10 protein-coding genes are annotated in these 13,455 nt (G+C 35.4%); 8 read left to right on the top strand and 2 right to left on the bottom strand.

Annotated elements, in window-relative coordinates; all coding sequences use genetic code 11:
* Positions 1–17 precede the first annotated feature (17 nt).
* The gene (gene rimK, locus FEZ18_RS07700) at positions 18–893 is read right to left on the bottom strand and encodes a 30S ribosomal protein S6--L-glutamate ligase (protein WP_153267786.1); all 876 of its coding nucleotides are present in this window, start codon (positions 891–893) and stop codon (positions 18–20) included.
* Positions 890–1,312: an ATP-dependent zinc protease gene (locus FEZ18_RS07705; RefSeq protein WP_317164430.1), complete on the bottom strand. Its 423-nt coding sequence runs from the start codon at positions 1,310–1,312 to the stop codon at positions 890–892. The genes rimK and FEZ18_RS07705 overlap by 4 nt, the downstream gene beginning before the upstream one ends.
* Before the next feature lie 86 nt (positions 1,313–1,398).
* On the opposite strand from FEZ18_RS07705, the gene uvrC reads away from it, so the two are divergent.
* From uvrC to pgi, 8 genes are all read left to right on the top strand, one after another.
* On the top strand, positions 1,399–3,198 hold the full coding sequence (gene uvrC, locus FEZ18_RS07710) for an excinuclease ABC subunit UvrC (protein ID WP_153267787.1): 1,800 nt from the start codon (positions 1,399–1,401) through the stop codon (positions 3,196–3,198).
* 350 nt (positions 3,199–3,548) lie between these two features.
* Positions 3,549–5,711, top strand: a complete 2,163-nt coding sequence (locus FEZ18_RS07715) for a patatin-like phospholipase family protein (protein ID WP_194269459.1) — start codon at positions 3,549–3,551, stop codon at positions 5,709–5,711.
* A 173-nt stretch (positions 5,712–5,884) separates the two neighbouring features.
* Positions 5,885–7,042 carry a homogentisate 1,2-dioxygenase gene (locus FEZ18_RS07720; protein WP_153267788.1) on the top strand — a complete coding sequence of 386 codons (1,158 nt, stop codon included), beginning with the start codon at positions 5,885–5,887 and terminating at the stop codon, positions 7,040–7,042.
* Between the two features lie 236 nt (positions 7,043–7,278).
* Positions 7,279–8,439 carry a 4-hydroxyphenylpyruvate dioxygenase gene (gene hppD / locus FEZ18_RS07725; RefSeq protein ID WP_153267789.1) on the top strand — a complete coding sequence of 387 codons (1,161 nt, stop codon included), beginning with the start codon at positions 7,279–7,281 and terminating at the stop codon, positions 8,437–8,439.
* A gap of 295 nt (positions 8,440–8,734) precedes the next feature.
* Entirely contained in the window at positions 8,735–9,514 is a 780-nt protein-coding gene (locus tag FEZ18_RS07730; protein ID WP_153267790.1) for a DUF3108 domain-containing protein, read from the top strand.
* Positions 9,515–9,527: 13 nt separating this feature from the next.
* Entirely contained in the window at positions 9,528–10,439 is a 912-nt protein-coding gene (locus FEZ18_RS07735; RefSeq protein WP_228122670.1) for a tryptophan 2,3-dioxygenase family protein, read from the top strand.
* Complete coding sequence (locus tag FEZ18_RS07740; protein WP_153267791.1) at positions 10,421–11,728, top strand: peptidoglycan DD-metalloendopeptidase family protein; 1,308 nt, start codon at positions 10,421–10,423, stop codon at positions 11,726–11,728. Before FEZ18_RS07735 ends, FEZ18_RS07740 begins: the two co-directional genes overlap by 19 nt.
* Before the next feature lie 2 nt (positions 11,729–11,730).
* Complete coding sequence (pgi, locus tag FEZ18_RS07745; protein WP_153267792.1) at positions 11,731–13,350, top strand: glucose-6-phosphate isomerase; 1,620 nt, start codon at positions 11,731–11,733, stop codon at positions 13,348–13,350.
* The last annotated feature ends 105 nt before the right edge of the window (positions 13,351–13,455 follow it).

Raw genomic sequence — 13,455 nt, forward strand, 5'->3', positions numbered from 1 at the left:
TCTAAAGTTATTTAAATTTAATTCGTGTTGCGCTCAATAAAACGAATAATCGATGCGGCAATATCTTTACCTGTAGCGTCTTCAATACCTTCCAGTCCTGGTGTAGAGTTAACTTCCAACAATAAAGGGCCACGTGCCGATTGTAGCATGTCTACACCGCAAACAGGCAGTTTTAAAACTTTAGCAGCACTTAAAGCGACTTTTAGTTCTTCGTCGTCTAATGTAATAATATTTGCCGAACCACCGCGGTGTAAATTAGATCGAAATTCACCTGCTTTACCTTGGCGTTTCATAGCGCCAACAACTTGACCATCTACAACTAAAGCACGTAAATCTGCACCTTTTGCTTCTTTTATAAACTCTTGCACAATCACTCTAGCTTGTAAACCATTAAAGGCTTCTAAAACAGATTGCGCGGCATTTTGAGTTTCGGCTAAAACCACCCCTAAGCCTTGGGTGCCCTCCAATAGTTTTATAATTAAAGGTGTCCCTCCAACATGCTCTATAACTTCTTCAATATCTCTAGAATAGTTTGTAAATACGGTTTTAGGCATGCCTATTCCAGCTTTACTTAGGCTTTGTAAGCTGCGTAGTTTATCTCTAGATTTTAAAATAGAATCTGATGGAGAAATGGTAAAAACGCCCATTTCTTCAAACTGTCTAACTACAGCACAACCATAAAAGGTGATAGATGCACCAATTCTTGGAATAATGGCATCTACATAATCAAGGTATCGGTCTTTATAATAAATAGAAGGCTTTTCCTTTTCTATGATAATATCACATTTTAAAGGGTCGATAATTTCAACTTTATGACCTCTGTTTTCAGCCGCTTCAACAAGACGCTTTGTAGAGTATAGGGAGGCGTTTCTTGATAAAATTACGATATTCATTTTAGTTTGTTTTTATAAGATTCATTTACAGCATCAACATCTATAAGAAACTTTTTACTTAAAAATTGCCGACCTATAAGTACTGGGTATTTCATGTTGTCTCTTGTGGTAAGCGTTAAATAAATGGTATATGTTTTACCAAATAATACGGTTTTTGTTTTTATTTTATAACGCTGCTCTTTCTGGCCGTTACTGCTTTTTACAACGGTACGGGAGAAGGTCTTAAAAACAATGTTCTTACTATTAAAATTGGGGTGCTTTTTACTGCTAAACGTACATTTTAAAGCATCGTGCTCTTCAATAATTTCTGAGCAGTGTATGGCAGAAGTATAGGCTCCGGAATCAATTTTTGCACCAATATTCCAAAGATCTAACTCTGGAAAATCTATGAGGTCTGTTCGACCAATTATTTTTTTCATTATTCCAAACAATTATAGGGCTGCAAGGTAACGATAAACTACATTTATGAGATGACTTTTTAATAGTAATTACTACCTTTGAGGCAATGAGCAAACCAAGTTTAGAAATACAATTAAAAACACTACCAGAATCTCCAGGGGTATATCAATACTTTGATGCAGACGATACCATTATATATGTAGGTAAAGCGAAAAACTTAAAAAAAAGAGTGAGCTCATACTTTACTAAAACGCACGACAATGGTAAAACCCGAGTGTTGGTAAAAAAAATTGCCCATATAAAACACATTGTTGTCAAGACGGAGACCGATGCCTTATTGCTTGAAAATAATTTAATAAAAAAGCATAAACCACGGTACAATGTGCTGTTAAAGGACGATAAGTCCTACCCGTGGATTTGCATAAAAAACGAACGCTTTCCTAGAGTGTTTTCTACACGACGCGTGTATAAAGGTGGTGGCGAGTATTTTGGACCGTACACAAGTCGCAAAACCGTAAATACCTTGCTAGATTTAATACGAGGTCTCTACAGTTTACGAACCTGTAATTATCATTTATCTGAAGAGAAGATTGATGCCAACAAGTATAAAGTTTGTTTAGAATATCATTTAGGGAATTGCAAAGGGCCTTGTGAAGGTTTGGAAACCGAGCAGGAATACAACACGAATATTAAAGCCATTCGGGAAATATTAAAAGGTAATTTTAAAGATTCATTACAGCAGTTTAAAGCGCAAATGAAACAGTTAGCTGTTGACTTGCAATTTGAAGAAGCTCAAAAAATAAAAGAAAAAATTGAGGTTTTAGAAAACTACCAAGCCAAGTCTACTGTCGTAAACCCCAATATAAGTAATGTCGATGTGTTTTCTATTATTAGCGACGAGAGCTATGGTTATATTAATTTTTTACAACTGTCTTACGGTGCTATTATTCGGTCGCACACCTTAGAGATTAAAAAGAAGCTAGACGAAACCGATTTGCAATTATTAGAGCTCGCCATTACAGAAATACGACAGCGTTTTCACTCTAAGTCTAAGGAAGTTTACGTGCCTTTTAAAGTGAATTTAGGAAGCGATATTAAGGTAACGGTACCAAAATTAGGAGATAAAAAACACATCTTAGACTTATCTATACGAAATGCGAAGTACTTTAGAATGGAGCGTTTTAAACAAGATAAAATAGTAGATCCAGATAGGCATGTTAATCGAATTATGGCGCAAATGAAAGCCGATTTGCGACTCTCTGAAGAGCCCCGTCATATTGAGTGTTTCGATAATAGTAATATACAAGGCACGCATCCTGTGGCCGCTTGTGTGGTGTTTAAAAACGGGAAGCCCAGCAAAAAAGATTACAGACATTTTAATATAAAAACCGTAGAAGGGCCAGACGATTTTGCATCGATGGAAGAAGTGGTTTACAGACGATATAAGCGCTTACGTGATGAAAACCAACCACTACCGCAATTAATTATTATCGATGGTGGTAAAGGGCAGTTATCGTCGGCTTTAAAAAGTTTAGATGCACTGGGCTTAAGAGGAAAAATTGCAATTATAGGTATCGCCAAGCGTTTAGAAGAGCTGTTTTATCCAGACGATCCCATTCCGTTGTATTTAGATAAAAAAAGTGAGACCTTAAAAATTATTCAGCATTTACGAAATGAAGCACATCGATTTGGTATTGAGCACCACAGGAATAGACGCAGTAAAACGGCCTTAAATACCGAGCTTGAAACTATTGATGGTATTGGCCAAAAAACGGTTTTAGAATTATTAAAACACTTTAAGTCAGCCAAACGTGTGGCAAATGCTAAGTTAGATGAATTGGAAGCTGTTATTGGCGTGTCGAGAGCCAAAAAGATTTACAATTATTTTCACAAGGAGTCATTATAAATAAACAGATTAAGAAATTTATCTTTTTAGAATACTGTGGTTTTTGCTTATCGTAGAAAATGCCTAAACGTGAGAGCCTTTAAAGTTTAGCTACAATATTTTTTATGAAGAGGTGACCATAATATTTTTTAATTGTATGAATGATTTGTAATTTTATAAATTATGAAAGTCCAATTTTTTAAAATTATTAAAGATGTATTGTGGCAGGAATAATTACAGTGTTACTATCAGGTAGTTTAAAATTTAATTACAAATAAAAAACAGTTAGTCGCGTGCAAAAAAAAACAACAATTTTATTGATTTGGTTTTTGCTTTGTTTTTTTTCCGCGAAAGCGCAAAATAAAGATAGCGTGCCTAACCAGGCAAAAGTAGGCTTGGTTTTAAGTGGGGGTGGCGCTAAGGGGCTAGCTCATATTGGCGTACTTAAGGTTATCGATAGTTTAGGTGTAAAAGTAGATTATGTTGCGGGCACAAGTATGGGGGCCATTATAGGGTCGCTATATGCTGTGGGATACTCGGGCAAGCAACTAGATTCTATCTTTAAAGAGGTTGATTTTGATAAGATACTAAGCGATAATTTACCCCGCTCTTCTAAAGCTTTATACGAGCGTGAGAACTCAGAAAAATACGCTGTAACACTACCTTTTGATAGGTTTAAAATTGCATTACCATCTGCACTTTCTAGAGGTCAAAATACCTACAGTCTCCTCTCACGCTTAACCTTGCATGTAAGCGATATAAACGATTTTAGTAAGTTGCCAATTCCTTTTTTTTGTATCGGTACTAATATTGAAACGGGGGCTACTGTTATGTTAGATCAAGGCGATTTAACACAGGCAGTAATGGCCAGCGCGACCCTACCTTCTTTATTTCAACCTATAATAGTGGGCGACCAAGTGTTAGTTGATGGGGGTGTAACCAACAACTACCCAATAGACGAATTAAGAGCAAAGGGAATGGATGTTATTGTTGGTGTGGATGTGCAGTCTAATTTGGCCAATAGAGACCAATTGGTCTCGGCGCCCAGTATACTCATGCAGATTAGTAATTTTCGAACAATTAAAGATATGCAACAAAAGGCCGAGAAAACCGACGTTTATATAAAGCCTGAAATTTCAGATTTTTCGGTAGTTTCTTTTGGAGATGGGAAGCAAATTATAGAGAGTGGCGTTGCGGCTGCCAGTTCGAAAATAGAATTGTTAGAGCAATTACCCAAATACAACACAATAAAGCCTTCATATAGGAAACATCTCCAAAAGCGTGATTCTATAACCATTAATTCGTTTTCATTACACGGAAATAACCGGTATACTCGCGCTTATATTCTGGGAAAGTTGAGGTTAAAATTAAACGAAAAGATTGCTGTAAAAGATTTTTATAAGGGCGTCGATAATTTAATTGCAACCAATAATTTTCACTCGGTACAATATAAATTTAGTACCTCCGATAATAATAAGGCACTCAATTTGTCTACCACAGTAAAAGAGACCGATAATACGACCTTTTTAAAATTAGCAGTACATTACGATCGCTTGTATAAAAGTGGGGCTTTGATTAATGTCACTAAAAAACGCTTATTCGTAGATAACGATGTGTCGTCTTTAGACTTAGTATTGGGCGATAATATTCGCTATAATTTCGAATACTTAATTGATAATGGATTTTATTGGAGTGTAGGCATACGTTCTAGATTAAATAAATTTAGTAAAAACGTAAATGCCAAGTTGTTTTTTGATGAAACTGAAATAACTACCACAGGATTAAACAAGATTGATATCGATTATCAGGACCAAACTAATCAGGTATATTTACAAACACTGCTTAAAAAATATTTTGCCTTAAGTATGGGTCTAGAGCATAAGCGCCTTAAAATAAAGTCTGAGACAATTTTAACAAATAACGAAGAGTTTAAATTGGATAACACCGATTATTTTAGCGTATTTGGCAATATAAAACTAGATACTTACGATAATAAGTATTTTCCTAAAAGAGGTGTGTATTTTGATGGGAATTTGCACATGTACCTACATGCCTCTAAATTTAATATCGAATTTGATAAGTTTTCTATAGTTAAAGCCAATATGGGTTATGCTTTTAGTATTACCGATAAGTTCGCATTACAACTCACAACCAGTGGGGGGTTTAAAATAGGGGATAAATCGACTCAATCTTTAGATTTCGTTCTTGGAGGTTATGGCAATAATTTAATAAATAATTTTATACCTTTTTTGGGCTACGATTTCTTGACCTTAACAGGCAATAGTTACGTAAAAGCATATTTAGGTGGAAATTACGAGGTTTTTAAAAATCATTATATATCTGTAGAAGGAAACTGGGCCAATATTAGTAATGATATTTTTGAAAATAAGGAGTGGTTCTCACTTCCAGATTATAATGGTTATGCTTTGGGTTATTCTGTAGACACGCTAATAGGTCCCATTCAAGCCAAGTATAGTTATTCGCCAGACACTAAAGATAGCGTTTGGTTTCTCAATCTGGGATTCTGGTTTTAAAAACGCTTATAATTAGGTTTCTCTTGAGAAGACAGTCTTAAAAAACCTTTGTGTAGATGTGGGCTTACTTTTTTCTAAAAAAAGAAATCTTTAATAAATAAGTATTTTGTATCTTTAACTCAGGCTTATAGCGATTTACAGGTGTAAGCGAATAATTTTTAAAATACAAAAAGATGCCCTTTTATCATAAACTAGGAAACATTCCGCCCAAGCGCCACACACAATTTAGAAAACCAGATGGTAGTTTGTATGCCGAGCAACTCTTTGGAACAATTGGTTTCGACGGTATGTCTACAAACAGTTATCACGAGCAACGCCCAACCCAGGTAAAAGAAATTAGAAAACAATACAGTGTAGCCCCAAAAATTGCATTAAAAAATAATATAAAATCATACCGGCTAAAAGGATTTCAAGTTAAGCCAGAAAACGATTATTTAGAAAGTCGAAAAACCATATTAATAAACAGCGATTGTGCTATTATTTTAGCCGCACCAAAACAATTAACTCAATCTTATTTTTATAAAAACACCGATGCAGACGAGCTCATTTTTATCCATAAAGGCACTGGGAAATTGCGTACTATGTTGGGGAATCTCGATTTTAAATATGGCGATTATCTTCTAATTCCGCGCGGTATTATTTATAAAATTGATTTTGATACCGAAGACAACAGACTTTTTATAGTCGAGTCGCGCCATCCTATTTACACGCCAAAACGCTATCGAAATTGGTTTGGGCAACTTCTTGAACACGCCCCATTTTGTGAGCGGGATATTCGCCAGCCTCAAGAATTAGAAACCTATAACGAAAATGGCGATTTCCTTATAAAAGTAAAAAAGCAAGACGATATAATCGAGATGGTTTATGCATCGCACCCCTTCGACGTTGTGGGCTACGATGGGTTTAACTATCCTTACGCTTTTTCAATACACGATTTCGAGCCCATTACAGGACGTATCCATCAACCGCCACCAGTGCATCAAACCTTCGAGACCAGCGCTTTTGTGGTTTGTAGTTTTGTTCCGCGTTTGTACGATTACCACCCGCTATCTATCCCAGCACCGTACAATCACAGTAATATTGATAGCGATGAGGTTTTGTATTATGTAGACGGCGATTTTATGAGCCGTAACGACGTTGAAGCTGGACATATTTCGCTTCATCCGGCCGGCATACCACATGGGCCTCATCCAGGAGCAACAGAGCGTAGTATTGGCAAAACAAAAACCGACGAGCTCGCTGTAATGGTCGATACGTTTAAACCTTTGATGGTTACCGAAGAAGGCATGAAAATTGCCGATGAAAGCTACTATAAATCATGGCTGGAGTAATTTAGAGCTGCGAATCAAGACCTAGGCCTAACGGGTTTTAAAATCTGTTAGGTCTTCGCAAGAATAAAATATAACAAACCAATAGCGCGGTGTTTGTGCGCTAAGCGTTTGTTGTTTACTTAAAAAAATAATGAAACAAACCCGAAGGAAAAATAGCAGAGTTTTAAAATAGGACAATGGGTTTTCAAAACAAACCCAGTCTTTCCTCTCTATTCTAACTTCTCTATTCAATAACAATGAGTAAAAACATAAAATCAGTAAACTACGGTTTAGAAAAAATATTTGAAGGCGCGAAAGACTTTTTGCCACTTTTAGGAACAGACTATGTAGAGTTTTATGTAGGCAATGCTAAACAAGCGGCGCATTTTTATAAAACGGCATTTGGTTTTCAATCTTACGCTTATAAAGGATTAGAGACTGGTTCTAAAGACACGGTGAGTTACGTGTTAAAACAAGATAAAATCCGTTTAGTATTAACCTCTCCATTACACAGTAAATCTCCGCTAAACAATCATATTGTAAAGCATGGCGATGGTGTAAAGGTTATTGCACTTTGGGTAGATGATGCTACAAAAGCGTATAAAGAAACCACTAGTAGAGGTGCGAAATCATATATGGAACCCGTGGTAGAAAAAGATGAACACGGCGAAGTGGTGCGCTCTGGCATTTATACTTACGGTGAAACCGTGCATATATTTGTTGAGCGTAAACATTATAAGGGCGTATTTTTGCCCGGTTTTGGCGAGTGGAAATCCGATTATAATCCAACCGCCGTCGGTTTAAAGTATATAGACCATATGGTAGGTAATGTGGGCTGGGGAGAAATGAATACTTGGGTGAAATGGTATGAAGATGTTATGGGTTTTGAGAATTTCTTGTCTTTTGACGATAAGCAAATCCATACCGAATATTCTGCACTTATGAGTAAAGTAATGAGTAATGGGAATGGACGTATAAAATTTCCAATTAACGAACCAGCTAAAGGAAAAAAGAAATCGCAAATTGAAGAGTATCTTGATTTTTATGAAGGCCCAGGTGTGCAACACATCGCTGTGGCTACAGACGACATTATTGAAACGGTAACCCAATTAAGAGCTCGGGGTATTGAATTCTTGTCTAAACCACCAGAAGCTTACTACAAAGCCGTGCCAGGGCGTTTAGAAACTTACAGTCATAAATTAAGAGAAGACATCGAGATGCTTAAAAATTTAGGCATCATGATTGATGCCGATGAAGAGGGGTATTTATTGCAAATATTCACAAAACCTTTACAAGATCGTCCAACCCTGTTTTTTGAAATCATACAACGTATGGGGGCACGTGGTTTTGGAGCTGGAAACTTTAAAGCGCTTTTCGAATCTATTGAGCGCGAACAAGCTAACAGAGGAACGCTTTAATAAAAATATCCTTTTATAATCTGGTTATACGACACGTTTACAGTTTTGTAAGCGTGTTGTTATTTACTAATTGAAAGCCATTGTTGTTATTGATTGCTTAATGAATGCTTTAATTTGAATACCTCTTAAAATGCTGCAGTTTATCTTTTTAAATTTACAAACGCAAATTGGTCTTAACAATTATTATGGAATCGCTAAAAAGAAATTTCATATTTTTGGAACGGTAATTGTTTGTCGTAATATTTAACAATAAAAGTAGACTAAACAAGTTAGCATATCTACGACCCATTATAGCATGAAAAACACCATAATATTTTTGTCGTTAATCTTTATACAGCTGTCCTTTGCTCAGCAAGAGTCAGCATTTGCCGATGGCGAATGGTTTAAATTTAGAATGAGTTATAGTAATTGGCTAAAGGCGGGCGAAGCTACACTTACAGTTAAAGAAACTAAATTAAAGAACAAAGAGGTATATCATGTCGTAGGTAAAGGCAAAACAACCGGAATGATAAAATGGTTTTTTAAGGTTAAGGATCGTTATGAAAGTTTTTTTGACAAAAAGACCATATTGCCCTATAAATTTATTAGAGATATTAACGAAGGCGGCCACACGAAAGATATTGAAATAGAATTCGACCAAAGAAACCACAAAGCACACGTTAACGATAAAAAACACAATAAACAAACGGTCATAGATACCAAGCCGAATATTCAAGATATGGTGTCTACGTACTATTATTTAAGAAACAAAATTGATATAAATACCTTAAAAATTGGTGACGAGATTAAAACCTATATGTTTTTCGATGAAGAAAACTACGGTTTTAAATTAAAGTATTTGGGAGAAGAAATTATTACTACGAAGTTTGGTAGAGTGAAGACGCTTAAATTTAGACCGTATGTTATGGCGGGGCGTGTTTTTAAAGAAGAAGAAAGTTTAACGCTTTGGGTATCTAAAGACAAAAATAAAGTACCTTTGCGAATTAAAGCAGATTTAGCGGTGGGTTCGCTAAGGTCAGATTTAGAGGCTTTTAAGGGGTTAAAACATCCGTTTACTATAATTTTTGATAATTAAAGGCATTTTAAAATTGAGTATACACGATAAACTTAAAGAAAAATATAATCTATTGGACCAAGATCTAGAGGTTCATTTAGAAGGTTTGTTGTATAGTAAGCCTTTAAATTATTGGGATTATATTCAAACCGATGCCTTATTAAATCTTCAAACACAACGCAGCACTTTGCCAGACGAGATGGTTTTTATACTATATCATCAAATAAATGAGTTGTTGTTTAAAATGGTGCTTGGCGAAATTGAACAGGTTGCGAAACAAGACCATGTAAATGCAGAATTGTTTAGCTCAAAACTAATGCGTATTAGTCGTTATTTCGATATGTTAACCTCGTCGTTTTCTATTATGAGGGACGGTATGGATGTCGAGCAATACAACAAGTTTAGAACAACATTAACACCAGCCAGTGGCTTTCAAAGTGCACAGTACAGGAAAATTGAATTTGCCTCTACAGAGCTTATTAATTTAATAGATAAACGTTTTAGAGACACCATAGATAGAAATACGTCTTACGAACATGCTTTCGAGCACTTATATTGGCAAGCTGCAGGAAAAGATTATAAAACAGGAAAAAAAAATTATACTTTAGCAGCTTTTGAAAAAAAATATAAAGCAGAGCTTATCCAATTTACAGAGTTTTATAATACACATAATCTATGGTCAAAATTTAAAGCACTTCCTAAAGTCGTAAGAGAAGATGAGAACTTAATTAAAGCCATGCGACATTACGATTATACGGTAAACATAAAATGGGTAATGGCGCACTACAATACCGCAAATCATTATTTAAACATTGGTGGAAAACCTGCCGAAGCCACAGGAGGGAGTGAGTGGACAAAATATATGCACCCGAAATATCAAAAAAGAATATTTTTTCCAGAATTATGGACAGAAAAAGAATTAAAAGAATGGGGAACAAATGTGTAGTTCTTGCTGTTTTAGCAATAACTGGTATTGCTTGTAAAAACGAAAAACCAGAGTCAATAATACCTCAAGAAGATGTTGCTATAGTTGAAGCTCCAAAAGAAGTTTTGGAGTTTGGCTTTAATTTGAATGACTATATCGTTAAACGAGACACGATAAAAAATGGGGATAGCTTCGGAAAAATTTTAGAACGCAATAATATAGGCTATCCAAAGATTTTCCATATTGCCGAAAAGGCTAAAGACACCTTTAACATTCGAAAACTTCAAGTAGGTAAGCCTTATGCTTTAATGTATTCTAAAGATTCTAAGGACTCTATAAAAATACCAGAAAGTTTTATTTATCAGCCTACAAAAGAAGATTATGTAGTGATAAATTTCAAGGATTCCATTCATGCTTACAAAAGTAGTAAGCCTATAACCTATGTTGAAAAAACCATATCGGGTATTATAACCAGCAGTATTTCTGAAACTCTGGATGAAAAGGGTGTTAGCCCAGTGTTAACTAATAAATTAGCAGATAACATATACGCTTGGACCATCGATTTTAATCGTCTTCAAAAAGGCGATCGTTTTAAGGTGATATATACCGATAAATACATAGACGACAGTATTTACGGTGGCGTACACGATGTGAAAGCGGTGCTTTTTGAGCATAAAAACGAACCCTTTTATGCTTTTAGATTTCAAACCGATTCACTAAAAGGTATTATCGATTATTTTAACGAAGAGGCTAAAAATTTACGTCGTGCTTTTTTAAAAGCACCAGTGGAGTTTGCTCGAATCTCATCAAGGTATAACCTCAATCGACGTATCGCTCTGTACGGTTATAGTGTTCGTGCTCATAAAGGAACCGATTTTGCGGCTCCCATAGGAACTCCTATTCGGGCAACAGCAAACGGAACCGTTACAGAATCAAGACGAAAAGGCGGGAATGGTAACTATGTAAAAATTCGACATAACGCCACTTACGAAACGCAATACCTACACATGCAAAAACGAAAAGTAAAAGTAGGTGACTTTGTGAAGCAAGGCGACGTTATTGGGTGGATAGGCATGACCGGTAATACCAGTGGACCACATGTGTGTTATCGTTTCTGGAAAAATGGCAGACAAGTCGATCCCTTTAAACAAAAACTTCCAGAAGCTAAACCTATTTCAGATTCTCTTAAACTAAAATTTTTGGAGCATATTAAGCCCATAAAATATCAGTTAGACAATATTTTATACGAACCTGAAATTCCTGAAAATCAGTATCCGGAACAACCTGTAATAAGACAGTCAACTACATAAATATGCCATTACCATCTGTAAACCCAACCACAACAAAAGCTTGGGAAAAACTTCGTGTTCATTATAAAAACATCAAGCATGAACACATGAAAAATTTATTTGCTCAGGACGCAGAGCGTGCCAATAAATTTACCATAAAATGGGAAGATTTTTATGTCGATTTTTCTAAAAACAGAATAACTGAAGACACTTTTAAATATTTACTAGAATTAGCAGATGAGGTAAAGTTAAAAGACGCCATTAAAAGTCAGTTTTCTGGCGAGAAAATTAACCAAACCGAAGAAAGAGCCGTATTGCACACCGCCTTACGCGCACCAAAAGATGCACAATTTTTTGTTGATGGCCGTCATGTCATGCCAGAAATATACCAAGTAAAACAAAAAATAGAAAACTTTACAAACTCGATAGTTAGCGGCCAAAAAAAAGGCTTTACAGGAAAACCATTTACCGATGTGGTAAATATTGGTATTGGGGGCTCAGACCTAGGCCCTGCCATGGTTGTAGAGTCGCTACAGTACTATAAAAATCACCTAAACGTCCATTTTGTAAGCAATGTAGATGGCGATCATGTTAATGAAGTTATAAAAAAATTAAATGCAGAAACAACGCTATTTGTTGTAGTATCAAAAACCTTTACGACACAAGAAACTTTGTCGAACGCCAATACCCTTAAAACGTGGTTTTTACAATCGGCACCAAAAGATGCCATTGCCAAGCATTTTGTTGCGGTCTCTACGAATACAGAAAGTGTTAAAAATTTCGGAATAGATAAAGCCAATATTTTCCCGATGTGGGACTGGGTTGGTGGTCGTTTTTCACTTTGGAGTGCTGTTGGTTTGTCTATAAGCTTGGCGGTAGGATACAATAATTTCGACAGCCTATTAAAAGGCGCACATAAAATGGATACTCATTTTAAAGCCGAAGATTTTAAAACCAATATCCCCGTAGTTTTAGCTTTAATTAGTGTCTGGTATAACAATTTTTTTAAAGCCGAAAGTGAGGCCGTTATCGGGTATTCGCAATATTTAAACCAGTTTGCAACTTATTTGCAGCAAGGTATTATGGAAAGTAATGGTAAAAGCATCGATAGAAACGGTGAGGCTATCGATTATGAAACCGGAACTTTAATTTGGGGAGAACCAGGAACCAACTCCCAACATGCCTTTTTTCAACTTATACATCAAGGCACTAAATTAATTCCCGCAGATTTTATAGGCTTTGTAGAATCTTTACATGGTAATGAGGAACATCATGATAAATTAATATCTAATTTTTTAGCCCAAACCGAAGCGCTTTTAAACGGTAAAACTAAAGAAGAAGTTATTGCAGAGGGCACTTCAAAAGAAATTATTCCATTCAAAGTATTTAAAGGAAATAAACCAACAAATACTATTTTTATAAAGAAGCTTACACCAGAAAGTTTAGGGAAGTTAATCGCTATGTACGAGCACAAAATATTTGTGCAAGGAATTATTTGGAATATTTTTAGTTACGATCAATTTGGAGTTGAATTAGGAAAACAATTAGCCAATAAAATTTTAAGAGAATTTAACAATAGTGCGGTTAGCAATCATGATTCTTCAACTGCGAATTTATTAGATTATTATAAGAAATTTAAGTAGTTTATTGGTTTTTAGACGGCAATTGCCTTTAAAAAGATAATTATTACTAATATCGTGTTTTTTAAGTTTAGGTGTACTTGTTAAATTTCTTAACATTAAGTTAAT

This window comes from Oceanihabitans sp. IOP_32, assembly GCF_009498295.1.
Classification (GTDB): domain Bacteria; phylum Bacteroidota; class Bacteroidia; order Flavobacteriales; family Flavobacteriaceae; genus Wocania; species Wocania indica.

Coding starts and splice junctions, on each gene's coding strand:
- rimK (WP_153267786.1), bottom strand. CDS start 893: ATGAATATCGTAATTTTATCAAGAAACGCCTCCCTATACTCTACAAAG.
- FEZ18_RS07705 (WP_317164430.1), bottom strand. CDS start 1,312: ATGAAAAAAATAATTGGTCGAACAGACCTCATAGATTTTCCAGAGTTA.
- uvrC (WP_153267787.1), top strand. CDS start 1,399: ATGAGCAAACCAAGTTTAGAAATACAATTAAAAACACTACCAGAATCT.
- FEZ18_RS07720 (WP_153267788.1), top strand. CDS start 5,885: ATGCCCTTTTATCATAAACTAGGAAACATTCCGCCCAAGCGCCACACA.
- hppD (WP_153267789.1), top strand. CDS start 7,279: ATGAGTAAAAACATAAAATCAGTAAACTACGGTTTAGAAAAAATATTT.
- FEZ18_RS07730 (WP_153267790.1), top strand. CDS start 8,735: ATGAAAAACACCATAATATTTTTGTCGTTAATCTTTATACAGCTGTCC.
- FEZ18_RS07740 (WP_153267791.1), top strand. CDS start 10,421: ATGGGGAACAAATGTGTAGTTCTTGCTGTTTTAGCAATAACTGGTATT.
- pgi (WP_153267792.1), top strand. CDS start 11,731: ATGCCATTACCATCTGTAAACCCAACCACAACAAAAGCTTGGGAAAAA.